Source organism: Cellulomonas wangsupingiae (assembly GCF_024508275.1).
Lineage (GTDB): Bacteria > Actinomycetota > Actinomycetes > Actinomycetales > Cellulomonadaceae > Cellulomonas > Cellulomonas wangsupingiae.
This window is the reverse complement of record NZ_CP101989.1, coordinates 1513582-1536861: the sequence shown is the minus strand read 5'-3', so window position 1 is coordinate 1536861 and position 23280 is coordinate 1513582. Positions and strand designations below refer to the sequence as shown.

At 71.7% G+C, this 23280-nt stretch carries 20 protein-coding genes and 1 tRNA gene; 9 read left to right on the top strand and 12 right to left on the bottom strand.

What is annotated here, in order from left to right; genetic code table 11:
• The first annotated feature begins 183 nt into the window (after positions 1 to 183).
• From valS to NP075_RS07150, 5 genes are all read left to right on the top strand, one after another.
• Positions 184 to 2844, top strand: a complete 2661-nt coding sequence (gene valS / locus NP075_RS07170) for a valine--tRNA ligase (protein WP_227564339.1) — start codon at positions 184 to 186, stop codon at positions 2842 to 2844.
• Between the two features lie 144 nt (positions 2845 to 2988).
• Entirely contained in the window at positions 2989 to 3780 is a 792-nt protein-coding gene (locus NP075_RS07165) for an ABC transporter substrate-binding protein (RefSeq protein WP_227564340.1), read from the top strand.
• Between the two features lie 60 nt (positions 3781 to 3840).
• Positions 3841 to 4692: an amino acid ABC transporter permease gene (locus tag NP075_RS07160; protein ID WP_227564341.1), complete on the top strand. Its 852-nt coding sequence runs from the start codon at positions 3841 to 3843 to the stop codon at positions 4690 to 4692.
• Complete coding sequence (locus tag NP075_RS07155) at positions 4689 to 5465, top strand: amino acid ABC transporter ATP-binding protein (protein WP_284439919.1); 777 nt, start codon at positions 4689 to 4691, stop codon at positions 5463 to 5465. Before NP075_RS07160 ends, NP075_RS07155 begins: the two co-directional genes overlap by 4 nt.
• A 53-nt stretch (positions 5466 to 5518) precedes the next feature.
• Positions 5519 to 7333 (top strand): AMP-dependent synthetase/ligase, encoded by a 1815-nt coding sequence (locus NP075_RS07150; RefSeq protein WP_227564342.1) that lies wholly within the window; start codon positions 5519 to 5521, stop codon positions 7331 to 7333.
• A gap of 84 nt (positions 7334 to 7417) precedes the next feature.
• Here the strand turns inward: NP075_RS07150 and NP075_RS07145 are convergent, their stop codons facing one another.
• From NP075_RS07145 to tig, 6 genes are all read right to left on the bottom strand, one after another.
• Positions 7418 to 8611 (bottom strand): baeRF2 domain-containing protein, encoded by a 1194-nt coding sequence (locus NP075_RS07145; protein ID WP_227564343.1) that lies wholly within the window; start codon positions 8609 to 8611, stop codon positions 7418 to 7420.
• 142 nt (positions 8612 to 8753) lie between these two features.
• Positions 8754 to 9068: a chorismate mutase gene (locus NP075_RS07140; RefSeq protein WP_227564344.1), complete on the bottom strand. Its 315-nt coding sequence runs from the start codon at positions 9066 to 9068 to the stop codon at positions 8754 to 8756.
• A complete protein-coding gene (clpX, locus tag NP075_RS07135) occupies positions 9065 to 10342 on the bottom strand; it encodes an ATP-dependent Clp protease ATP-binding subunit ClpX (RefSeq protein ID WP_227564345.1) in 1278 nt (425 codons plus the stop codon). Before clpX ends, NP075_RS07140 begins: the two co-directional genes overlap by 4 nt.
• Positions 10343 to 10594: 252 nt before the next feature.
• The gene (locus NP075_RS07130) at positions 10595 to 11290 is read right to left on the bottom strand and encodes an ATP-dependent Clp protease proteolytic subunit (RefSeq protein WP_227564346.1); all 696 of its coding nucleotides are present in this window, start codon (positions 11288 to 11290) and stop codon (positions 10595 to 10597) included.
• 34 nt (positions 11291 to 11324) lie between these two features.
• A complete protein-coding gene (locus NP075_RS07125) occupies positions 11325 to 11969 on the bottom strand; it encodes an ATP-dependent Clp protease proteolytic subunit (protein WP_227564347.1) in 645 nt (214 codons plus the stop codon).
• Positions 11970 to 12211: 242 nt separating this feature from the next.
• On the bottom strand, positions 12212 to 13606 hold the full coding sequence (gene tig, locus NP075_RS07120; protein ID WP_227564386.1) for a trigger factor: 1395 nt from the start codon (positions 13604 to 13606) through the stop codon (positions 12212 to 12214).
• 326 nt (positions 13607 to 13932) lie between these two features.
• On the opposite strand from tig, the gene NP075_RS07115 reads away from it, so the two are divergent.
• The 3 genes from NP075_RS07115 (at position 13933) to NP075_RS07105 (ending at position 15838) form a co-directional block, all read left to right on the top strand.
• Positions 13933 to 14006: transfer RNA gene (locus NP075_RS07115), tRNA-Gly, on the top strand.
• Between the two features lie 533 nt (positions 14007 to 14539).
• Positions 14540 to 15499 (top strand): DUF6772 family protein, encoded by a 960-nt coding sequence (locus NP075_RS07110; RefSeq protein WP_227564348.1) that lies wholly within the window; start codon positions 14540 to 14542, stop codon positions 15497 to 15499.
• Positions 15500 to 15511: 12 nt separating this feature from the next.
• Positions 15512 to 15838, top strand: coding sequence for a DUF6385 domain-containing protein (locus NP075_RS07105; RefSeq protein ID WP_227564349.1), 327 nt, complete (start codon positions 15512 to 15514; stop codon positions 15836 to 15838).
• 97 nt (positions 15839 to 15935) lie between these two features.
• On the opposite strand, the gene NP075_RS07100 is transcribed toward NP075_RS07105, so the two are convergent.
• Complete coding sequence (locus NP075_RS07100; RefSeq protein ID WP_227564350.1) at positions 15936 to 16979, bottom strand: zinc-dependent alcohol dehydrogenase; 1044 nt, start codon at positions 16977 to 16979, stop codon at positions 15936 to 15938.
• A gap of 177 nt (positions 16980 to 17156) precedes the next feature.
• Between NP075_RS07100 and NP075_RS07095 the strand changes: the two genes are divergently transcribed.
• Positions 17157 to 18074 (top strand): AraC family transcriptional regulator, encoded by a 918-nt coding sequence (locus NP075_RS07095; protein WP_227564351.1) that lies wholly within the window; start codon positions 17157 to 17159, stop codon positions 18072 to 18074.
• Positions 18075 to 18115: 41 nt separating this feature from the next.
• On the opposite strand, the gene NP075_RS07090 is transcribed toward NP075_RS07095, so the two are convergent.
• From NP075_RS07090 to NP075_RS07070, 5 genes are read right to left on the bottom strand one after another with little or no spacing between them, the layout of a single operon-like run.
• Positions 18116 to 19057, bottom strand: coding sequence for a carbohydrate kinase family protein (locus NP075_RS07090; protein ID WP_256791635.1), 942 nt, complete (start codon positions 19055 to 19057; stop codon positions 18116 to 18118).
• Between the two features lie 6 nt (positions 19058 to 19063).
• Positions 19064 to 20530, bottom strand: a complete 1467-nt coding sequence (locus NP075_RS07085) for a mannitol dehydrogenase family protein (protein WP_227564353.1) — start codon at positions 20528 to 20530, stop codon at positions 19064 to 19066.
• Between the two features lie 6 nt (positions 20531 to 20536).
• Complete coding sequence (locus NP075_RS07080) at positions 20537 to 20860, bottom strand: DUF6385 domain-containing protein (RefSeq protein ID WP_227564354.1); 324 nt, start codon at positions 20858 to 20860, stop codon at positions 20537 to 20539.
• Between the two features lie 35 nt (positions 20861 to 20895).
• On the bottom strand, positions 20896 to 21849 hold the full coding sequence (locus NP075_RS07075) for a DUF6772 family protein (protein WP_227564355.1): 954 nt from the start codon (positions 21847 to 21849) through the stop codon (positions 20896 to 20898).
• Complete coding sequence (locus NP075_RS07070; protein WP_227564356.1) at positions 21846 to 23210, bottom strand: FAD-dependent oxidoreductase; 1365 nt, start codon at positions 23208 to 23210, stop codon at positions 21846 to 21848. Before NP075_RS07070 ends, NP075_RS07075 begins: the two co-directional genes overlap by 4 nt.
• Positions 23211 to 23280: the final 70 nt, after the last annotated feature.

Below are 23280 nucleotides of genomic sequence, written 5' to 3'. Positions count from 1 at the left end.
CGGGTGACGTGCGCCGGGCGACTGCCGGCGTGTGGGGAGCGGACCGGGCCCGGCATCACCGGCACCGCCTGTCGTGCGCTCCTGCGCCGGACGCTAGCCCGGCGGTCGGGGGTGGTCAACGCGCCCCCGGACGACGGCTCCCGGTGCGCGTCGGTGATCGGCGATCTGGGAGGATGGGTGACCATGAGCGACCTGACCCCGAGCCCCGACACCCCGACGAGCGCACGCACCGCCCGCCAGGTACCGGACAAGGTCACGGTCGACGGTCTCGAGGACCGCTGGTCGCGCACCTGGGCCGACGAGGGCACGTACACCTTCGACCGCACGGCGCAGCGCGAGCAGGTCTACTCGATCGACACCCCTCCCCCCACCGTCTCGGGCTCGCTGCACGTCGGCCACGTGTTCTCCTACACGCACACCGACGTCGTCGCCCGGTTCCAGCGCATGCGCGGGCGCGAGGTCATGTACCCCATGGGCTGGGACGACAACGGCCTGCCCACCGAGCGTCGCGTGCAGAACTACTACGGCGTGCGCTGCGACCCGTCGCTGCCGTACGTCGAGGGCTTCGTGCCGCCGCACGAGGGCGGCGAGGGCAAGTCGATCAAGCCCGGCGACCAGGTGCCCGTCTCGCGGCGCAACTTCATCGAGCTGTGCGAGCGCCTGTCCGCCGAGGACGAGCTCCAGTTCGAGGCGCTGTGGCGCCGCCTGGGCCTGTCGGTCGACTGGTCGATGACCTACCAGACCATCGGTGCGCGCGCCCGCGCGGTGTCCCAGCGCGCGTTCCTGCGCAACCTGGGCCGCGGCGAGGCGTACCAGGCCGAGGCGCCGGGCCTGTGGGACGTGACGTTCCAGACGGCCGTCGCCCAGGCCGAGCTCGAGGCGCGCGACTACCCCGGCGCCTTCCACAAGGTCGCGTTCCACCGCCCGGACGGCGAGCCGGTCGTCATCGAGACCACGCGTCCCGAGCTCCTGCCCGCGTGCGTCGCGCTCATCGCCCACCCCGACGACGAGCGCTACCAGCACCTGTTCGGCACCACGGTGACCAGCCCGCTGTTCGGCGTCGAGGTGCCCGTGCTGGCCCACCCGGCCGCCGAGCCGGACAAGGGCGCGGGCATCGCGATGTGCTGCACGTTCGGCGACCTGACCGACGTGCAGTGGTGGCGCGAGCTGCGCCTGCCGACGCGCTCGGTCGTGGGCCGTGACGGCCGCATCCTGCGCGAGACGCCCGAGTGGCTCACGTCGGAGGCGGGCCGCACCGTCTACGGCGAGCTGGCCGGCAAGACCACGTTCAGCGCGCGCGAGGCCGTCGTCGCGGGCCTGCGGGAGTCCGGCGACCTGCTCGCCGACCCGGTCCCGACCCAGCGCAAGGCCAACTTCTACGAGAAGGGCGACAAGCCCCTCGAGATCGTCACGAGCCGCCAGTGGTACATCCGCAACGGCGGGCGGGACGAGGACGTGCGCGAGCAGCTGCTGGCGCGCGGCCGCGAGCTCGAGTTCCACCCGGACTTCATGCGCGTGCGCTACGACAACTGGGTCGGCGGCCTCAACGGCGACTGGCTCGTGTCCCGCCAGCGCTTCTTCGGCGTCCCGATCCCCGTGTGGTACCCGCTCGACGCGGACGGCGAGCCGCGGTACGACGCCCCGATCGTGCCCGACGAGGCGTCGCTGCCCGTCGACCCCTCGAGCGACGTGCCGGCCGGCTACACGGCGGACCAGCGTGGCGTGCCCGGCGGGTTCGTCGGCGACCCCGACATCATGGACACCTGGGCGACGAGCTCGCTGACCCCGCAGATCGTGTGCGGCTGGCTCGACGACCCCGACCTGTTCTCGCGGACCTTCCCGATGGACCTGCGCCCCCAGGGGCAGGACATCATCCGGACCTGGCTGTTCTCGACGGTCGTGCGGGCCCATCTCGAGGAGGGCTCGCTGCCGTGGAAGCACGCCGCGATCAGCGGGTGGATCCTCGACCCCGACCGCAAGAAGATGAGCAAGTCCAAGGGCAACGTCGTCACGCCCATGGGCCTGCTCGAGGAGCACGGCTCCGACGCGGTCCGCTACTGGGCGGCGAGCGCGCGCCTGGGCACGGACGCCGCGTTCGAGGTCGGCCAGATGAAGATCGGCCGCCGCCTGGCCATCAAGGTGCTCAACGCCTCCAAGTTCGTCCTGTCCTTCGGGCCGGCCGACGAGCCGGTGTCGCTCGACGCGTCGCAGGTCACCGAGCCGATCGACCGGGCGATGCTCGCGGGCCTCGCCCAGGTCGTCGACCAGGCGACGGCCGCGCTCGAGGCGTACGACCACACGCGGGCCCTCGAGCTCACGGAGACGTTCTTCTGGACGTTCTGCGACGACTACCTCGAGCTGGTGAAGGACCGCGCGTACGGTGCGGGCGCGTCGGCAGCCGATGTGACGTCGGCCACGGCGTCGGCGCGTGCGGCGCTCGGCCTGGCGCTCGACACGCTGCTGCGCCTGTTCGCGCCGGTGCTGCCGTACGCGACCGAGGAGGTCTGGTCGTGGTGGCGCGAGGGCACGGTGCACCGCACGCCGTGGCCGACGAGCGACACGCTGCGCGCCGCCGCGGGCGACGCCGACCCCGGTCTCGTGGCGGGCGCGGGCGCTGCGCTGGCCGCGCTGCGCAAGGTGAAGTCCGAGGCCAAGGCCTCGATGCGCACGCCGGTGGAGCACGCCGTGCTCGAGGTCCCCGACGCGCTGCGCGCCGGTGTCGAGGCGGCGCTCGACGACGTCCGCAACGCCGGGCGGGCGACCGGGACGCTCGAGCTCGTCCCCGGGACGGGCGAGACGGTCGTCGCGCGCGACGCCGTGCTGGGCGAGGCCGTCGCCCGCTGACGCGTCACCCGCCGGGGCTGCCGCAGGGCAGCCCCGGCGCGGTCGTGCCGTCGCCGGGACCGAGGTCCCATGCGCCTCGTTGACGGATAGCAATGATGTGACGCGTATAGTTATGCGCGCTCTGATCCGCTCGGAAGGACCACCATGCGCCCCACCCTGCGCGCGGCCGCGCTCGCCGCGACCGCCCTCCTCGCCCTGACCGCCTGCTCGTCCTCCGGCGACGACGCGGCGGCCGACGCCGCCGGCGAGCTCACGCTCGTGAACCCCGGCACGCTGACCGTGTGCACCAACCCGCCGTTCGAGCCCTTCGAGTTCGAGGACGAGAACGGCGAGATCGTCGGCCTCGACATCGACATCACCCGCGAGGTCGCGGACGACCTGGGCGTCGACCTCGAGGTCGTCGTCACGCCCTTCGACACCCTGGAGTCGGGCGCGTCGCTCACCACCGACGCGTGCGACATCCTCGCGTCCGGCCTGACGATCACCGACGAGCGCGCCGAGAAGTTCGACTTCTCCGAGCCGTACTTCGACGCGGACCAGGGGCTGCTCGTGGCCGAGGGCTCCGGCATCGACGACGTGGAGTCCCTCGCGGGCAAGAAGATCGCCGTGCAGATGGCCACCACGGGCGAGACCTGGGTCGAGGACGAGGGCCTGACCCCCGTCCAGTACGAGGACCTCGGTCTGCAGATCAACGCGCTGCGGACCGGCCAGGTCGACGCCGTCGTCAACGACATCGCCGTGCTCGGCCCGTTCATCACCGAAGGGCTCGAGGTCGCCGCGACCTTCCCGACGGGCGAGCAGTACGGCCTGGGCGTCAAGAAGGGGAACACCGCGCTCCTCGAGGCCGTGGACGCGACGCTCGACCGCATCCGCGAGGACGGCACGTACGACGCCATCTACACCGAGCGCATCGGCACGGCGCCCACCGCCGACTGACGCCGCGTGGTGCGGGGCCGGCCGCGGCCGGCCCCGCACCGCCACGACCCGGGAGTGCGCATGACCACCGCCCCGCAGACCGCCCCGCAGACCCTGCAGATGCCACCCGGCCGCCGCCGGACGAGCCCGCGCACCCGCGCCCGCATCACGCGGGCCGTGCAGTACGCCGTGCTCGTGGCCGTGGTGGTCGCGCTCGCCGTGCTGACCGACTGGTCGAACGTCACGTCGCAGCTGTTCGACCCCGCCGTCGCTGGGGAGCTCATCGGCCGGATGCCCCCCGCGCTGTGGAACACCGTGAAGTACACGCTCGGCGCCTTCGCCGTCGGGCTCCCGCTGGGTGCGCTCCTCGCGTTCATGAAGCTGTCGTCGGTCGCGCCGTACCGGTGGATCGCCACCGCGTACGTCGAGTTCTTCCGCGGCATCCCGGCGCTGCTCGTCGTCCTGGCGATCGGGTTCGCGGTGCCGATCGCGTTCGGCATCAGCATCCCGTCGATGCTCGCCAAGGCGTCCATCGCGCTCGGCCTGGTCTCGGCGGCGTACATCGCCGAGACGCTGCGTGCGGGCATCGAGGCCGTGCCGAAGGGCCAGATCGAGGCGGCCCGGTCCTTGGGCATGTCGCACGGCCGCACGCTGCTGCAGGTCGTCGTCCCGCAGGCGTTCCGGATCGTGCTGCCTCCGATGACCAACGAGATCATCCTGCTGACGAAGGACACCTCGCTGGTGTTCCTGCTCGGCATGCAGGTCGCCGAGTACGAGCTGACGAAGATCGGACGCGACGCCCTGAGCACCGCCCAGGGCGGGCTGACCGCGCTGTTCGTCGCCGGCGCCTGCTACCTCATCATCACCCTGCCGCTGGGTCAGCTGACCCGCTGGCTCGAGCGGCGCACCGCCATGAAGGGACGCGGCAAGTGAGCGACAGCCCGACGGGCGGCCCGGTCGTCTCCGTCCAGGACCTGCACAAGTCGTTCGGCGAGCGCGAGGTCCTGCGGGGCATCGACCTCGAGGTCGGCGCCGGCGAGGTCGTGTGCGTCATCGGCCCGTCGGGGTCCGGCAAGTCGACGCTGCTGCGGTGCGTCAACCTGCTCGAGCAGCCGACGTCCGGGCGCGTCGAGGTCCTGGGCGTCGAGGTCACCGACCCCGACGTCGACATCGACCGGGTGCGCACGCACGTCGGCATGGTGTTCCAGCAGTTCAACCTGTTCGGCCACCGCTCCGTGCTCGAGAACTGCACGATGGCCCAGCGCGCCGTGCTGCGCCGCTCGCGCCAGGAGGCCGAGCGCGTCGCACTGGCGAACCTGGAGCGGGTCGGCCTGGCCGACCGCGCCCACGCCATGCCCGGGCAGCTGTCCGGCGGTCAGCAGCAGCGCGTCGCGATCGCGCGCGCGCTGTCCATGGACCCCCAGCTCATGCTCTTCGACGAGCCGACGTCCGCCCTCGACCCCGAGCTCGTCGGTGACGTCCTCGGCGTCATGCGTGACCTGGCCGACGCCGGCATGACGATGATCGTCGTCACGCACGAGATGGCGTTCGCCCGTGAGGTGGGCGACCGTGTCGTGTTCATGGACGACGGCGTCGTCGTCGAGTCCGGCCCTGCCGACCAGGTCGTGGGCGCCCCGCGCGAGGAGCGGACGCGCACCTTCCTGCAGCGTGTGCTCGACCCCACCCACCAGCACGCCACACGCTGAACCCGCGGCGCACTAGGGTCGTGACGTCCCCCCGACACCAGGAATCAGGTCGCATGTCCGAGTTCACGTCCCCCGCCCTCGTCGCACCCTCCCCCGCGGCCTCCATCTGCACGCTGCTCGCCGACCGTCTCGCACGCGACCCCGACGGCGTCCTCCTCGAGCGCCAGACCGGTCTCGGCGGCACCTGGCAGCCGATGACCGTCGCCGCCTTCGTCACCGAGGTGCGCGCCCTCGCGAAGGGCCTCGTCGCCTCGGGCGTCCAGCCCGGCGACCGCGTCGCGATCATGTCCCGCACCCGGTACGAGTGGATGCTCGTCGACTTCGCCGTGTGGGCGGCCGGCGCCGTCGGCGTGCCCGTCTACGAGACGTCGGCCGCCGAGCAGGTGCGGTGGATCGCGTCCGACTCCGGTGTGCGGCTCGCCGTCGTCGAGACCGCCGCGCACGCGGCCGTCGTGGCCCAGGTGCGCAACGACCTGCCCGGGCTGACCGAGGTCCTCGTGCTCGACGAGGGCGCCGTCGGCACGCTCGTCGAGCGGGGCACCGACGTGCCGGACGACGAGATCGACCGCCGCAGCGCGCTCGCGCGCGGGGACGACCTCGCGACCGTCATCTACACGTCCGGCACCACCGGCCGCCCGAAGGGCGTCGAGCTCACGCACGGCAACTTCGTGGAGCTGGTCCGCAACGGCGCCGTCGGCCTCGGAGACGTCGTCTCGAAGCCGACCTCGCGCACCCTGCTGTTCATGCCGCTCGCCCACGTCTTCGCCCGGTTCATCCAGGTGGTGTGCGTCGAGTCGGGCGCGGTGCTGGGGCACGCGCCCGACACCCGCAACCTCATGCCGGACCTCGCGTCGTTCAAGCCGACGTTCCTCCTGGCCGTCCCGCGGGTCTTCGAGAAGGTCTACAACTCGGCCGAGCAGAAGGCGGGTGCGGGGACCTCCCTGCGCATCTTCCGCTGGGCCGCGAAGGTCGCGATCGCGTACTCCCGCGCGCTCGACACCCCCGGTGGCCCCGGCGCCGCCCTGCGGGCGCAGCACCGCACGGCGGGCGCCCTCGTGCACCGCAAGCTCCGGGCGGCCCTCGGGGGACGTGCCGAGTTCGCCGTGTCGGGCGGCGCGCCGCTCGGGGAACGCCTCGGTCACTTCTACCGCGGCATCGGCCTGCACGTGCTGGAGGGCTACGGGCTGACCGAGACCGCGGCCGCCACGGCGGTCAACCGCCCGTCGCTGACCAAGATCGGCACGGTCGGCCCCCCGATGCCCGGGACGACCCTGCGCGTCGACGACGACGGCCAGATCTGGGTCGCGGGGCCGCACGTCTTCCGCGGCTACCGGCACATGCCCAAGGAGACCGCCGAGGCGCTCGTCGACGGCTGGTTCCGCACCGGCGACATCGGCACCCTCGACGACGACGGCTACCTGCGCATCACGGGCCGCAGCAAGGAGATCATCGTCACGGCCGGCGGCAAGAACGTCGCCCCCGCCCTGCTCGAGGACCGGTTGCGCGGCCACCCCGTGGTCAGCCAGGTCGTCGTCGTGGGCGACCAGCGCCCGTTCATCGGCGCACTCGTCACGCTCGACGCCGAGATGCTGCCCGGCTGGCTCACCATGCACGGCCTGCCCGCGATGGACGTGACCACCGCGGCGCGGCACCCGCAGGTGCTCGAGGCGCTCGACCGCGCGGTCGAGCGCGCCAACGAGGCCGTGTCGCGCGCCGAGTCGATCCGCAAGATCGCCGTGCTCACGACCGACTTCACCGAGGCGAACGGGTACCTCACGCCGTCGCTGAAGGTGAAGCGCGCGGCCGTCCTGCAGGACTTCGCGGACGAGGTGGACCAGCTCTACGTGGACACCCGCGCCGGGCACTGACTGCAGGAGCACCGACTGCAGGGGGCACCGACCGCCGCGGCGCGGGGGCCGGGCGTCGACGCCCGGCCCCCCGCCGGCGGCCGGTCAGCCGACCGAGCGCAGACGCCTGTTGTCGGCGGACTGCGTCGGCACGGACTCGCTGGGCGTCGACCCGTCGGCCCACCGCAGCACGGCACCGACGCCGTCGACGACCTCGACGTCGTCGTCCACGAACGTCACGCCCGCGTCCTGACCGACGACGGCACGCAGCAGCGCGACGTCCGTCGGCAGCTCGCGGACCTCGTCGTCCTGCACGCCGATGTCCGCGAGGTCCGAGCGCGCCGCCGCGATGTGCAACGGGCTCGGTCCGACGAACAGGGTCCGCTCGGTGAGCGCCCCGTCGAGCACCCGGCTCGCGACCAGCAGCTCGTCCACCTGCCCGCGGCGCAGCACCTCCACGACGTCGTCGAGGCCCGTCACGGCGCCCTCGTCCCGACCCCGCGCCTCGCGGTACCGCTCGACGTGCGTCGCACGGCGCCGGGCACGCGCCTCGTCGACGGCCTCGGCCACGCGCGACGCGAACACGTCCTCGTGGATGCCGTCGCCGCGCCCGCCGCCGGGCACCTCGACGACCAGGTCCCGCACCTGCTGCCCCAGGGCGTCGTGCACCAGCGCCACGGCGCGCACGTCCCCGGTCAGGACCACCAGGTCGGGATGCCGGTCGCGCACCCGCTGGTCCACGGCGGCCGCCACCGCCTCCGCGTTGCGCTGCCACGAGTCCTCGGCACGCGTCTGCCCGCGCCGGCCCGGGCCCCCTTCGCGCTGCTTGTGCACGTCGTCGTGCCCGCCGTCGACCGTCTCGGACGCCGGACCGTGGTCCTCGCCGTCGTCGGCGGCCACCCAGCGCAGGTCGGCGCCGGTGCGGTCCACCGCGACGAGCAGCAGGCAGACGGACTCGTCGGTCGCGCGGACCGCCGGCGACAGCGCCGGGACGGGGCCGTAGACGCCGCGAGAGGCCGCAGGAGCCGCCAGGAGCACCCGGTCGACCACGACGCCGTCGGCGTCGGCCACGAGCACGCGCCCGTGGGGGTCGCGGCGGCCGTCGGGCTGGGCGACGCGATCGGCGATCTCGTCGAGCAGAGCCGCAGGGACGCCGTCCCGCTCGAGCTCCCGCCGGACCGAGCGCCAGCGGTCCACGGGTCCCGACTCGCCTGCCACCTGCGCGGGCGACGCGTCGAGGTGGACGGTGACGAACGGGCCGGGGCGCCCGAGCAGCGGCTTGAGCCAGTGCAGGTGCATGGGGTGACTCCTCCAGCGTGTGCACGTCCCCGGTGACGCCGCGTCCGGTGCGTCCTACCCGGGGCTGACCCATCTACCTTCGGTCACCCCGCCGGGCGACGCCAACGGCCACCGCGCGCGCACTGCGTTGCACAGCGGGCCGTCAGGCGCGCTGTGCGTGGCCCTGTGCGATGTCCTCGTGGTGCCGGATCACCTCGGCGACGATGAAGGCGAGGAACTTCTCGGCGAAGACCGGGTCGAGCTCCGCGTCGTGCGCCAGCTGGCGCAGCCGTGCGACCTGCTGGGCCTCGCGGCCCGGGTCGGAGGCGGGCAGGCCGAGCTCGGCCTTGAGGACCCCGACGCGCTGCGTCGCCTTGAACCGCTCGGCCAGGATGTGGACGAGGGCGGCGTCGATGTTGTCGATGCTGCCGCGCAGCCGCGCCAGCTCCGCCGGCACGGCCCTCTCGGGTGCGTTCACGCGCTCTTCTCGCGCGGCGCACGCTTGTCGCGCGTCACCTCGCGCGGCACCAGCGTGGGGTTCACGTTCTCCAGCACGACGTCCCGCGTGATGACGACCCGCGCGACGTCGTCACGCGACGGCACCTCGAACATGACCTGCTGCAGGACCTCCTCGAGGATCGCCCGCAGGCCGCGCGCGCCCGTGCCCCGCAGCAGCGCCTGGTCGGCGATCGCCTCGATGGCGTCCTGCTCGAACTCCAGCTCGACCCCGTCGATCTGGAACATGCGCTGGTACTGCTTGACCAGCGCGTTGCGCGGCTCGGTGAGGATCCTTACGAGCGCGACCTGGTCCAGCGGCGAGACGGTCGTGATGATCGGGACGCGGCCGATGAACTCGGGGATCAGACCGAACTTCAGCAGGTCCTCCGGCATGACCTCGCCGTAGACGTCCGTGTCGTCGGCCGAGTGGATCGGGGAGCCGAAGCCGATGCCCCGGCGACCGGCGCGCGACGTGATGATCTCGTCGAGGCCGGCGAACGCACCGGCGACGATGAACAGCACGTTCGTGGTGTCGATCTGGATGAACTCCTGGTGCGGGTGCTTGCGTCCACCCTGCGGCGGCACCGACGCCGTGGTGCCCTCGAGGATCTTCAGCAGGGCCTGCTGCACGCCCTCACCCGACACGTCGCGCGTGATCGAGGGGTTCTCGCTCTTGCGGGCGATCTTGTCGATCTCGTCGATGTAGATGATGCCCGTCTCGGCCTTCTTGACGTCGTAGTCGGCGGCCTGGATGAGCTTGAGGAGGATGTTCTCGACGTCCTCGCCGACGTAGCCCGCCTCGGTGAGGGCCGTGGCGTCCGCGATCGCGAACGGGACGTTGAGCATCTTGGCGAGCGTCTGCGCCAGGTACGTCTTGCCGCAGCCGGTCGGGCCGATCAGCAGGATGTTCGACTTGGCGATCTCGACCTGCTCGTCGCCGGCGGCGCGAGCGCCCTCACCGGCCTGGATGCGCTTGTAGTGGTTGTACACGGCCACGGCGAGCGACCGCTTCGCGGGCTCCTGCCCGACGATGTACTGCTCGAGGAACTCGAAGATCTCCTTCGGCTTCGGCAGGTCGACCATGCCGACCTCGGTCGCCTCGGCGAGCTCCTCCTCGATGATCTCGTTGCACAGATCGATGCACTCGTCGCAGATGTAGACCCCGGGGCCCGCGATCAGCTTCTTGACCTGCTTCTGGGACTTGCCGCAGAACGAGCACTTGAGAAGGTCCGCACCGTCCCCGATCCGCGCCACGTGCGTCCCCTTCCTTCGTGTCGCCCTCCGCCGTGAAGGCGGTGCGCCGTCGTCGTGACCTCGCGGTCCGCGAGTCACGTTCCCCCATTGCACACCACCGGGGGCCACCTGTCAGCCGAACCCGGGGGGTGGGTCGCGGCGTGTCGGGCGGGACACGCCGACCGGTCCGTCCCGGTACGCGCCGAAGACCCTGTCTGCACCGTGTCAGAGCCCGGCCCCGCCGGTCGACGGCGGGGCCGGGCTGTCACGACGTCAGGACGGCTGGACCACCGTGGGGTGAACACCCTTGCGGCTCTCGAGCACCTGGTCGACGATCCCGTAGTCCTTGGCCTGGGCGGCCGTGAGGATCTTGTCGCGCTCGATGTCCTGGCGGACCTGCTCGATCGGGCGTCCCGTGTGCTGCGCGAGCGCCGCCTCGAGCCACTCGCGGATGCGGATGAGCTCGTTGGCCTGGATCTCGATGTCCGACGCCTGCGCGTAGCCGCCGCCCTCCATCGCGGGCTGGTGGATCAGCACGCGCGCGTTGGGCAGCGCCAGACGCTTGCCGGGCGACCCGGCCGCGAGGAGGATCGCCGCCGCCGAGGCAGCCTGCCCGAGGCAGACGGTCTGGATGTGCGGCTTGATGTACTGCATCGTGTCGTAGATCGCCGTCAGCGCCGTGAACGAGCCGCCGGGCGAGTTGATGTACAGGGTGATGTCGCGGTCGGGGTCCGTCGACTCCAGGACGAGCAGCTGCGCCATGACGTCGTCGGCCGAGGCGTCGTCGACCTGCACACCGAGGAAGATGATGCGGTCCTCGAACAGCTTGGTGTACGGGTCCTGACGCTTGAAGCCGTAGGCGGTGCGCTCCTCGAACTGCGGGAGCACGTACCGGCCGACGGGCGAGGCGGGCGCCGTGCCGCCGCCCAGGCGGCCGGCACGGGCGATGAACTGGGACTCCATGCTCACGAAGCTTCTCCTCGTTCTCTGCGTCGCCGGACCGTCAGGCCGGGGTCCCGGCGCCGCCGTCGGGGTCGGTACCCCCGCCGCCGGTGACCGAGTGGCTCTGCGTGACCACGTGGTCGATGAAGCCGTACTCGAGCGCCTCGGGCGCGGTGAACCAGCGGTCGCGGTCCGAGTCGGCGTTGATCTGCTCGACGCTCTTGCCGGTCTGCTCGGCGATCAGCTCGGCCAGCACCTTCTTCATGTGCAGGATGAGCTGGGCGTTGATGCGCACGTCGGTGGCGGTGCCGCCGATGCCGCCGGAGGGCTGGTGCATCATCACGCGGGCGTGGGGCGTCGCGTACCGCTTGCCCTTGGCGCCCGAGGACAGCAGGAACTGCCCCATCGAGGCCGCCATGCCCATCGCGATCGTCGCGACGTCGGGCTTGATGTACTGCATGGTGTCGTAGATCGCCATGCCGGCCGTGATCGACCCGCCCGGCGAGTTGATGTACAGCCAGATGTCCTTGTCCGGGTCCTCCGCCGCCAGCAGCATCATCTGCGCGCAGATGGCGTTGGCGTTCTCGTCGCGGACCTCCGACCCCAGCCAGATGATCCGCTCACGGAGCAGTCGGTTGTAGATGTGGTCGTTGAGACCGAGGCCCGGAGAATCTGCCCGGGCCAGGGCCGGCACCTGCTCGTTCACGAAGGCTCCCTCGTCTGGCTACGTCCTACGTGCGCGGTGGTGCGCCCCCGTTCCGGGAGGCTGCTGCCGGCCGCGCGTTGCAGCGACCCTAACGCCCGTGCGCGCCCCGCCATGTCCCGCCCACGCACCGTTTCGCTGTCGGCGCAGCGGGGACGCGGCACGGGCCGCGCGCCGGACGACGACGGCCCCGCACGCCCGTGGGGGCGCTGCGGGGCCGTCGTCAGGTACCGGTGCGGAGCGGCTCAGGCCTTCTCGTCCGCGCTGTCCTCGCCGAACGCGACGGACGAGACGTCGGTCGCGGCGTCGGCCGCGGGCGTCGCCTCGGCCTCGTCGAGCGCGGCGTCCTCCTCCTCGGTCCCGATGAACTCCGACAGGTCGACGGCCGCACCGGAGCCGTCGACGACGTTCACCTGGCGCAGCGACACGGCGAGCGCCTTGGAACGCGCGACCTCGGCCACCATCGCGGGGATCTGGCCCTGCTGGTCGAGCGTCGTGATGAACGTGTTCGGGTCCATGCCGTACTGGCGCGACGCGCTGACCAGGTAGTCGAGCAGCTCGCTCTGGCTGACCTTGATGTCGAGCTGCTCGGCCAGCGTGTCGAGCAGGATCTGGTTGCGCAGCGCGGTCTGCGCCTGCTCGGTGACCTCGGCGCGGTGCTCGTCGTCCTCCAGGCGACCCTCGGACTCGAGGTGGCGGTGCACCTCGGCCTCGACGACGCCGCTGGGGACGGGGATCTCGACCTCGGTCGTCAGCTTCTCGACGAGCAGGTCACGCGCCTGGACGGCCTGGTTCGACGCCTTGATGCGGCCCGCCTGCTCGCGCAGGTCGGCCTTCAGCTCGTCGATCGTGTCGAACTCGCTCGCGAGCTGCGCGAACTCGTCGTCGACCTCGGGCAGCTGGCGCTCCTTGACGGCGGTGGCCGTGACGGTCACCAGCGCCTTCTCGCCCTTGCGGTCGCCGCCGACGAGCTCGGTCTCGAACGTCGTCGTCTCACCGGTGGACAGGCCCACGAGCGCCTCGTCGAGACCCTCGAGCATGTTGCCCGAGCCGATCTGGTAGCTCGTGCCGGCGACCTGGTCGACCTGCTCGTCACCGATGGCCGCGACCAGGTCGATGACGACGAAGTCGCCCGACTCGGCGGGACGGTCGACGCCGACCAGCGAGCCGAAGCGCTCGCGCAGGGCGTCGAGACGCGCGTCGACGTCCTCGTCGGTGACCTCGACGTCGTCGACCGTGACGCTCAGGCCGTCCAGCGCGGGCAGCGTGATCTCGGGGCGCACCTCGACCTCGGCGGTGAAGTGCAGCTCGCCCTCCTCACCGGGAGCGGCGGCGACCAGGCCGGGGACCTTGGTGACCTCGACCTCGGGCTGGCCCATGGGGCGCAGCTTGTTCTCGCGGACGGCCTCGGCGTAGAAGCCGGACAGGCCCTCGTTGACGGCGTGCTCGATGACGGCAGGACGACCCACGCGCTGGTCGATGATGCGCGGCGGCACCTTCCCCTTGCGGAAGCCCGGCACGGTCACCGACTCGGCGATGTGCTGGTACGCGTGGTCGATGCTCGGCTTGAGCTCGTCGTACGTCACCTCGACGGACAGCTTGACCTTGGTCGGGTCCAGGGTCTCGACGGCGCTCTTCACTTCGATGGTCTCCAACTGGTCATGGCCGGGCGCCGGAGGTTCCGACGTGGTGGCACGCTTCGATCTGCACGCTCTGGGAGGCGCTGCCCGCTGCGGGCCGGGCGACGTCGTGACCTTCCCGAGGACCTGCCCCGGTGAGGCGACGTTCGAGCACCCGACGGCGCGTACGCGCGACCCTCGATGCTACGCCACGGGCGGGACCGGCCGCCAAAGCGGACTCCAGGGCGCAACGGCTCGCCGCGTCCGCGCTGATGTCCACGACGACCGCCACGGACCCGGTAACCTTGCTGCGCTGTCCGGGTCGGGTGACCGATCCTCGGGCACGTGCGGACGTAGCTCAATGGTAGAGCCCCAGTCTTCCAAACTGGCTACGCGGGTTCGATTCCCGTCGTCCGCTCCACGGGTGGTTCCGAACCAGCACGTCCGGCCGGTACCGACCGATGGCGGCACGCAGATCGGCCAGGTCACCCTCGATGAGGTCGAGGAAGTGGTGGCGGACGTCCCACTGCGCAGGGCGCAGCCCGAGGGCCGGGGCCCCGTGCGCGAGCGACCACGCGTCGATGGTCGCGGCGTCCAGGTCACGTCCGTGGACGAGCGGCAGGTACCGACCGCCGGCCTCCTCCACCCAGCGCGCGAACTTGCTGCCGGTGGTGACGAGCACGACGTGCCCGGCGTCCGCGGGGACGCGCACGACGGGCAAGAGCGGGCGGACGTACCCCGTGATCGGTGCGATGGCGACGAGGATCCGTGCTCATCGGACTCCCCCCCGGCCGGGTGGACGTGTCGGACCGTTCCCAGCACCGGCCACGCAGCCCGTCCACCACGAGCGTGACGACGGCGTCCGCCGTGACCATCGCTGGCTCCGCACCGGTGACGAAATCGGGTTTGACATCGTTGTCAATCGCTCACTACCGTCCCGAAGCACATCCATTTATGAAGGAGACCCTGGCAATGGCGCTGATGGTCCACGAGCGCGGGCTCGAGAAGTTCCGTCCGCTCGAGAAGGTCTTGGTCCACGACGACTTCGACCGCGGCTTCAACGGCTGGCTCGACCTCACCCCGAACTTCGTCCGTCCGGGCTTCCAGTCCCAGCCGTCGCAGCTCGACCTCGGCTCCTGGGGGCCGTCGATGATCAGCGCGGCACCGATGCGGTTCGCCGCCGGCCACGGCTCGATGGAGGGCAACTACTCCCTGAAGCTCGCCACGCGGCCCACCGCGCGCGAGTACGAGCAGCCGCCTGCCGAGGGTGCCATGAGCACCGTCATCAAGCGCCTGTCGAAGCTCGACGACGACCACCGCTACATCCAGCTCGAGGCCTGGTACTCCTACACCCCCGAGCAGGACCGCTGGGGCACCGGCGAGGAGGACATCCGCGCGTTCGGCCTGTGGTTCGACGTGCAGGACGAGACCCACCGCTGGCAGCCGGGCATCCGCTACGTCAACTCGGTGAACGGGACGAAGGTCAAGCGCTGGCAGTACTTCCAGGTCGCCGACGGCGTCACCCGCGAGCAGTGGACCGGCAGCCCCGAGGGCTGGGAGGCCCCCGGCATCGACGCCATCTGGTGCGGGCAGCGCTACGCCGACGGCTCGGCGGACGGGTTCCAGTGGGTTCCCGACGGCGAGCAGAAGCTCGTCTACAACGAGAGTCCCGACAAGCTCAACTGGCTGTACATGCGCCTGCTGGTCGACCTCGACCGGCGCGAGTACGTCGAGTTCCAGAGCATGGGCCGCACGTTCGACCTGCGGGGCACGGCGACGACGCCCGCACCGCCGTACGACGGCATCACGGGCCTCATCAACCCCGTCTTCTTCATCGAGACCGACACGGACCGCCGTGTCTTCATGTACCTGGACTCCGTCGTGTACTCGACGGGCCGCGAGCCCCAGGCCTGAGAGGAGACGACGATGCTGACCTCTGCCACCACGCTCGTCGAGCGCCGCACCGTCCTCACCACCGAGTACGGCACCCACCCCTACGAGGCCGCCTGGGCGTCCGAGGCGCTGTTCTTCGTGCGCACCGAGGGCCCTCACCCGGCCCTGACGATCCAGCCGCAGGTCTCCCCCGACGGCGTCGACTGGCTCGACCGCGGCGCGCCCGTCACCCTCCCGGCCGACCGCGACCTGGTCGACGTCGACATGGTCCGGTTCGGCACGTGGGTCCGCCTGCTCCTGACCGGCGCCACGCCGCAGGAGCCGGCCACCGTGCTGGTCCGCCTGGAGCTCAAGGGCTGACGCGAGCGCCCGCGCGCGACACAGGGGCCGTCCCGCTACGGCGGGACGGCCCCTGTGGGTGTGCCCCGGGCGCCGTCGGCGCCCGGGGCTGTCCTCGTCAGGAGGACGCGGGTGCGATGACCACCTTGCCGGCGGTCCCCAGCGCGGCGGCCGCGAAGGCCTGCGCGGCCTCCTCGACCCCGTAGGTCGCGCTGACGATCTCGTCGCCCGGCAGGCCGCCGTCCGCGGCGATCGCGATCGCGACCTCGATGTCCTGCGGCGTGTAGTTGGCACAGCCCTGGACGCGCAGCTCCCAGTCCTGGAACAGCGGCAGCGGCACCACGCCGTCACGCGGCGGCACGCCCACGATCAGCAGCGTGCCCGCGCGCCGCAGCACCCCGACCGCCTGACGGATCGACGCCTCGATGCCGACGCAGTCGAAGACGACGTCCGCGGGTCCGCCGAGCGCCGCGTGCACCGAGGCCGTGAAGTCGGGCGACACCGCGTCGACGGTCGCGTCCGCGCCGAGGCCCAGCGCCCGGTCGCGCTTGGCGGGCACGGGGTCGGACACGACGACCACGCCCGCACCCGCGCGGCGCGCCGCCACGACCGAGAGCAGCCCGATGGTCCCCGCGCCGATGACGACGACCCGCGCACCGGTCAGGTCCCCCGCGATGCGCGCGGCGTGGACCGGCGTCGCGAGGCACTCGACCAGGACGGCGTCCACGTCGCTGACCTCGTCGGGCACCGGGAAGACGTTGCGCTCCGGGACGACCACGTAGCGGGCCATGCCGCCGGGCAGCGCACCGGAGGGGTCGCACCCGATCCACTGCAGCGTCTGGCAGGCGTTGCTGCGCCCTGCGCGGCAGTTGACGCACTCGCCGCAGTCGACGTTCGGCTTGACGACGACGCGCGCGCCGACGAGCCCGCCGTCACCGCCGGCGCCCACCGCCTCGACGGTCCCCACCAGCTCGTGACCCGGCAGGTAGGGCGGCGGCAGCAGCGGGTGGTGGCCGGCGACCGCGTGCGTGTCCGAGCCGCAGATGCCCGCCAGGGCGACCTCGACCCGCACCTGACCCGGGCCCGCCTCGGGGACCCGGGAGTCCACCACCGTCACCTCGTCCAGACCTGCGACCTTCACCTGGCGCATCGTCGCGCTCATCGGGACCCCGTTCTCGCTGTGACGCCCGTCCCCGGCCACGGGGAGAGCCTTGGCGTCCCATGCTCGCGGCACGACGACGCGCGCACATCACCGTCCGGCGCCTGATACCGGTACTCTCATGCGCGTCGTGGGCATGTCTTGCCGAACGTACGGGGCGACGGCGCGCACAATCGCACCATGACGGACGTCGCCACCGCCCTGGAGTCACGCGCCGCGCGCACACTGCGCCGCCGGGCCGTCCGCGAAGTGATCGCGTCGGACCCCGTCGCGTCGTTCCGGTTCTACGTGCACGAGGAGCCGCACCCGTACGCGGGCTGGCACTACCACCCGGAGTACGAGGTCCACCTGATCCTGCGCACCAGCGGCCGGTACGTGATCGGCGACGTCGTCGGGGCCTACGACGCCGGCCAGCTCGTGCTCGTCGGCCCCGACCTGCCGCACCACTGGATCGCCGACGCCGACGCCGACGGCGGCTCGCTCGCGGACACCCACGCCGTGCTGCACTTCAGCGACGCGTGGGTACGGGGGTGCCAGGCGGCCGTCCCCGAGCTGCGGGCACTGGACCCGCTGCTCGCCCGGTCCGCCCACGGCATCGAGTTCCGCGGCGCCTCGGCGACGACAGGCGCGGCGGCCATGCTCGCGGTCCGCGACGCCGAGCCCGGGATGGACCGCGTCGTGCGCGTCCTCGACCTGCTGCGCGTGCTGGCCGGCTCCCCGCCGGGCGACCAGCGCCTCGTCGTGCAGTCGTGGCGCGCCGACGTCGAGGGCGCCGACTCGGAGCTGATCAGCCGCGCGATCGACCACATCCTCGAGAACCTGGCGACCGGGGTGCGCCTGCACGACGCGGCCCGGCAGGCCGCGATGAGCGACTCCGCCTTCTCACGCCAGTTCAAGGCGGGCAGCGGGCAGACGTTCACCGACATGGTCCGTCGCCTGCGCCTGACGCAGGCGTGCCGCCTGCTCGAGACGACCCGGGACCCGGTCGCGGCCGTCGCGGGCGCCGTCGGCTACGCCAACCTCTCCAACTTCAACCGGCAGTTCCGCCGGGCGTACGGCGTCACACCGCGCGAGTACCGCACCGCGGCACGGCCGTAGGCCGCACCGCGGTCCGGCGCGGACCACGGTGCGGCCTGCCGTCAGGCGGCCGTGCGGACCTGCGTCCAGGTCGGCGGCTGCGCACCGACCTGGGCGACCGTCAGCGACGCCGTGCGGGTGGCGAGCCCCGCGAGCCTGCTGAGGTCACCGGCTCCGACGCCGTCGCGGCGCAGGGCGTCGAACAGGCCCCACCGGGACAACCCGGCCAGCAGCCCCGACATGAACGCGTCTCCCGCACCGATGGTGTCGACCACCTCCGTGGGGATGGCCGGCTGCTCCAGCCGGTGCGACGGCGTGGCGACGGTGCAGCCGTGCGCACCCCGCGTCATGACGAAGAGCTTGACGCCGCGGCCCAGCGCCCAGTCGGTGACGAACGCCTCGTCCTCGCCGGGGTGGAGCCAGGCCGCGTCCTCGTCGCTCAGCTTGAGGACGTCGGTCCGGTCGACGAACCACTCGACCCGCTCGAGCACCGCCGCGCGGTCCGGCGTGATGGCCGGACGGACGTTGGGGTCGAACGAGCGGATCACCTCGGGGGCCGCCGAGCGGTACAGGTCGAGCACACGATCGGCACCCGGCGGGAGCACGGCGGCGATCGAGCCCGTGTGGATGACCGTGCACTCGGGCGGGACGCCCCCGTCCGGCAGGTCCCACCGCAGGTCGAACGCGTACGTCGCCGCACCGGCTGCGTCGAGCGTCGCGCGTGCCGTGGACGTCGCCGTCCGGGGCGCCACCGTCACGTCGTCGAGCTTGACCCCGGCCGACCTCAGGTGAGCCGCGACGAGCCGCCCGTCGGCGTCGTCCCCGACCCAGCTCATGAGCCGCGTCGGCACGCCGAGGCGCGCCAGCCCGAACGCGACGTTCATCGGGCTGCCCCCGGGCTGACGGTGCTCGACGCCGTTCACGTCGACCGTCACGTCGACGAGCGCCTCGCCGACGACGAAGACCGACTTCGCCAGCCCGGGGATCGGTGAACCGTTGGACACCACGTGCTACTCCCCCGCCAGGACGGCCTCGAAGAACGCCTCGACCCCGTCGCGCTCGAGCGCGTCGGCGGCCCGCAGGTACGCCTCCACGAAGCCGGGTGCGTCGAGGAACCCGGTGAGCGTCGGGACCCCCCGCAGGAAGCCGAGGGGCTCGTCCGCGGCCGCCGCGACGAGCGCCTCGCCGTCCACGTCGTCGATCACGAAGCGCCCCTCGCCGACGCCACGGCACCACGCGCGCCAGGTCGCGAGGATCGCGGCACCGACCTCGCACGCCGCACCCGCCGCCACCCGGTCGACGAGCACGGGGACCACGAACTTCGGGATCCGGTTGGACGCGTCCACGGACAGCCGCGCCAGGAGGTCCTGGACGTGCGGGTTGCCGAAGCGGACGAACAGCTCGTCGACGTACGCCGGGAGGTCGAACCCCGCGGGCACCTCGAGCGTCGGAGCACCCTCACGCTCCATGTACGCCCGCACGTACGCGGCGATCCGAGGATCTGCCACCGCGTCGTGCACGTACGTGTAGCCCGCCAGCTGGCCGATGTACGCGAGCGCCTGGTGCGACCCGTTGAGCAGCCGCAGCTTGATGGCCTCGTAGGGGTCGATGTCCGACACCAGCAACGCGCCGACCTGCTCGAACGGCGGTCGACCGGCAGCGAACACGTCCTCGATCACCCACTGCGTGAAGGGCTCGCTGGCCACCGGCCAGAGGTCCTCGACCCCGAGCCGCGTCGCGACCCGGTCCACGTCCGCCTGCGTGGTCGCCGGCGTGATCCGGTCGACCATCGTGGACGGGAACGCCACCTCGGCGCCGATCCAGTCGGCCAGCTCGGGGTCCGCCAGCCGCGCCACGCCCTCGACGCTCGCCCGGGCGACACGGCCGTTGCCCTGGATGTTGTCGCACGACATCACGGTGAACGGGGCGATCCCCCGCCTGCGGCGCTCACGCAGCGCGGCGACGATCCAGCCGAACGCCGTGCGCGGGTGGGCGAACCCGTCCGCGACCTCCTCGGCGACCAGCGGGTCGTCCTGCGGCACCCGACCGTTCGTCGGGTCGCTGACGTACCCGCCCTCGGTGACCGTGAGCGACACGATGCGGACGTCGGGCGACACGAGCTGGTCCAGCACGGCCGCCGGGTCGTCCGGCGCGTAGAGGTAGCGCCGGATCGACCCGATGACGCTGAACCGGTTCTGGCCGTCCGGCTCGCGCAGCGTGAGCGTGAACAGGCAGTCCTGCGCGGCGAGCGCGTCGCGCATGGGTGCGTCCCGTTCCAGCAGGCCGACACCGCAGATGGCCCAGTCGTCCCCGGCGCCCGCCTCGAGCAGCCGGTCGACGTACATCGCCTGATGGGAACGGTGGAAGTTCCCCACCCCGAAGTGGACGATCCCGATCCGCAGGTCGTCACCGAGGTACCCCGGGACGTCCACGTGCGACGGAAGGGTCTCGAGCGCCCGCACTCCCAGTCGTTCCATGTCCGCTCAGCCCTTGAGGTTGAGGTGGACGAGCACCCGCGCGGGCTGCTCGCTCGTCGCACCGGTGATCACGACCCGGAGCCAGTTGCCGAACTGCGCCACGGGCACGTCGACGAGCTGCTGCGAGGCCGCGAGCGTCGCACCGGCGCGCCGGACCCAGGTGATGCCGTCGGGCGAGACCTCGACGGCGATCGCCAGGTCGGGGTGGTCCCCCTCGGCCTGCACGAAGATGACCGCCTCGGTGGCCCAGCCCGCCTCGTAGGGAAGTGTCGCGTGGGCGTCGGAGATCTTGACCCGCCGTGCGATGACGGAGGTGTTCGTCGTCTGCATGTTGTCGTCTCTCAGGTGTCGTCAGGGGTGCGTCGTCACTCGACCGAGTACACGACGGAGTCGAGGTAGAGGTTGACCGAGCGCTCGGAGTCGGTCTCGATGAAGAAGATGGGGTTGATGAGGTTGTCGATCGAGGCGTAGCCCTCGGTGAGGGTCGGCTTGATGCCCCGCATGTCGAACACCTGGTCGCCGCTCTGCATCTCGACGTACTCGCGCTTCTCGATGTCGACGGTCAGGCGGAAGTACATCCAGTTGATCTTGTCGGGGCTCTCGTTGTAGACGAGCTCCTGCTCGCCCCCGGGCAGCCACTGGTAGCCGTCGCCGGAGCCGTCCTCGAACCGCCGGCCGTACCACTGGTTGTCGACGCCGGGCACGCACCAGCCGTCCTTGACGCCGAAGTTCCAGTCCTCGGGGGTGACGCCCTCGGAGACCTGGTAGTACTGCCACTTCTTGACGAGCTTGCCGCCGAGGGAGTTCACGTACCGCACGCCCGGCATGTAGCGGTACTCGGAGTCCTGGACGTCGAAGAAGAACCCGATCGCGCGGATGTCCTCCTCGCCCTTGCCCTCCCGGTCCTGCACGGGGGTGTAGGAGTACCAGGCCTCGATCTGGATGAGCTTGGGGTTGCCGAAGCGCGACAGCCGCTTGATCGCGTGGCCCATCGAGCCGTTGCGCGGCGGCTCGGTGTGCGGGCCGCCCGTCGGCGCCGTCGTGATCTTCAGCGAGTACGTGCCCTCCATCGAGCCGTGCGACGACGCGAAGCGCATCGAGGCCGAGCTCAGCTGGTTGGGGGCCCAGCTCGACAGGTCGACGACCGAGTCGAACGACTCGTAGTTCTCCTCGACGTAGTTCGGCGTGAGGTCGAGCCAGCCGTTGAACCCCGTGTCGAAGTCGTCGTAGCAGATGACCCGCGCGAGCGGGTTGAACCGCTCCAGCCCGCGGTCGTAGCTGAGGAACTTCTGCATCGAAATCTCTCTCTCCTTGGTCATTTCCGGACGCCCGGGTAGACCGTCACGTCGACGGGCGCCCCGGGGTTGACGGTGTTGTCGTGGTCGACGACGGCGCCCTGCGCCGCGAGCGTCGCGCGCAGCAGCTCGTGGTCCATGTCGGTCATGCCGAACCCGTGCGCGATGCTCAGCGCGGCGGCCGTCCCCGCGCCCTGTCCCATGGCCATGCACGTCGCCATGACGCGCACGGAGCCGAACCCGGGACCGTCGGCGCTGAGGCAGCGCCCGGCGGTGACGAGGTTGACGCTGCCCTTCGGGACCAGGCAGCGGAACGGCACGTTGTACTCCTGCCGCGGGATCACCATGTCGTTCTGCTCGGTGCTGTCCGCGGCGTGGATGTCGATGACGTGGGCGCCCTTGGCGATCGTGTCGGGGAACGCCTTGGGCGTGACGATGTCGTCCTTGAGCAGCGTGTACTCGCCGACGATGTGATACGTCTCGCGGACCCCGGTCTGGATGCCCGACTTCGCCAGCCAGCAGTCCCGGAACTCGGGGAAGTTCTCGCGCAGCACGTCGATGACCAGGTGCAGCGCCTCCCGCAGGCTGCACTCGGTGCGGGTGAACCACTCGGGGTCGCTCGCGTCGGTCGCCTCGCGCAGCAGGTTGATGCTGACCATGCCGTCGTGGAAGAACCGGTTGATCCACGGTCCACCGAAGATCGGGATGACGCCCTGCTCGTGCAGCTCGGTCAACCGGTCCCGGATCACCGCCGACACGGGCAGCATCGCGTCGACCGCGTCGCCGAAGAGGTACTCCAGGGCGTCGGTGTCGACCCCTCCGAGCTGGAACCACAACGAGGCCGGCTGCAGCACGTCGCCCTTGACCGTCTCGAAGCCGGCCGCGCGCACCAGGTCGGCGTCGCCCGTGCAGTCGATGAAGACCTTGCCCTCGTACGCGACGCGGCCGGCCTTGTTCTGCACGATCACGTGCGTCACCCGGCCGTCCTGCGTCACGCAGTCGGAGAACCACGAGTGGTACAGCAGGGTCACGCCGCTGTCGAGCAGCAGGCGCTGCGCGGCGAGCTTGAGGATCTCGTCGTTGACCGGGTAGTTCCCGCTCTCCCGCGTGATCTCGGCCCCGCCCAGCTCGGCGGCCATGGCCATGAGCTCGAAGGGGATCCCCCCGATGTGCTGCTTGCCGTAGTGGCGGAACTCGCTGATCGGTGTCACGAGCGCGCTCGTCGACATGCCACCGACGAACCCGTACCGCTCGATGAGGAGCGTCCTTGCCCCGTTGCGGGCCGCGGCCGTCGCCGCGACGAGGCCGGCCGGACCGCCCCCGCACACGATGACGTCGTAGCTCGCGACGACGGGAACCTGACGCTCGGGCTCTCGCACGAACACGCTGAACTGTCCTTTGCTCGACCTACCGGTGGGCGCTGCGGTCCGCGGTGCGTGGGGACGGCCGGCCGGG

Coding starts and splice junctions, on each gene's coding strand:
- valS (WP_227564339.1), top strand. CDS start 184: ATGAGCGACCTGACCCCGAGCCCCGACACCCCGACGAGCGCACGCACC.
- NP075_RS07150 (WP_227564342.1), top strand. CDS start 5,519: ATGTCCGAGTTCACGTCCCCCGCCCTCGTCGCACCCTCCCCCGCGGCC.
- NP075_RS07075 (WP_227564355.1), bottom strand. CDS start 21,849: ATGACCAAGGAGAGAGAGATTTCGATGCAGAAGTTCCTCAGCTACGAC.
- NP075_RS07085 (WP_227564353.1), bottom strand. CDS start 20,530: ATGGAACGACTGGGAGTGCGGGCGCTCGAGACCCTTCCGTCGCACGTG.
- NP075_RS07165 (WP_227564340.1), top strand. CDS start 2,989: ATGCGCCCCACCCTGCGCGCGGCCGCGCTCGCCGCGACCGCCCTCCTC.
- NP075_RS07110 (WP_227564348.1), top strand. CDS start 14,540: ATGAAGGAGACCCTGGCAATGGCGCTGATGGTCCACGAGCGCGGGCTC.
- NP075_RS07105 (WP_227564349.1), top strand. CDS start 15,512: ATGCTGACCTCTGCCACCACGCTCGTCGAGCGCCGCACCGTCCTCACC.
- NP075_RS07145 (WP_227564343.1), bottom strand. CDS start 8,611: ATGCACCTGCACTGGCTCAAGCCGCTGCTCGGGCGCCCCGGCCCGTTC.
- NP075_RS07160 (WP_227564341.1), top strand. CDS start 3,841: ATGACCACCGCCCCGCAGACCGCCCCGCAGACCCTGCAGATGCCACCC.
- NP075_RS07095 (WP_227564351.1), top strand. CDS start 17,157: ATGACGGACGTCGCCACCGCCCTGGAGTCACGCGCCGCGCGCACACTG.
- NP075_RS07100 (WP_227564350.1), bottom strand. CDS start 16,979: ATGAGCGCGACGATGCGCCAGGTGAAGGTCGCAGGTCTGGACGAGGTG.
- NP075_RS07080 (WP_227564354.1), bottom strand. CDS start 20,860: ATGCAGACGACGAACACCTCCGTCATCGCACGGCGGGTCAAGATCTCC.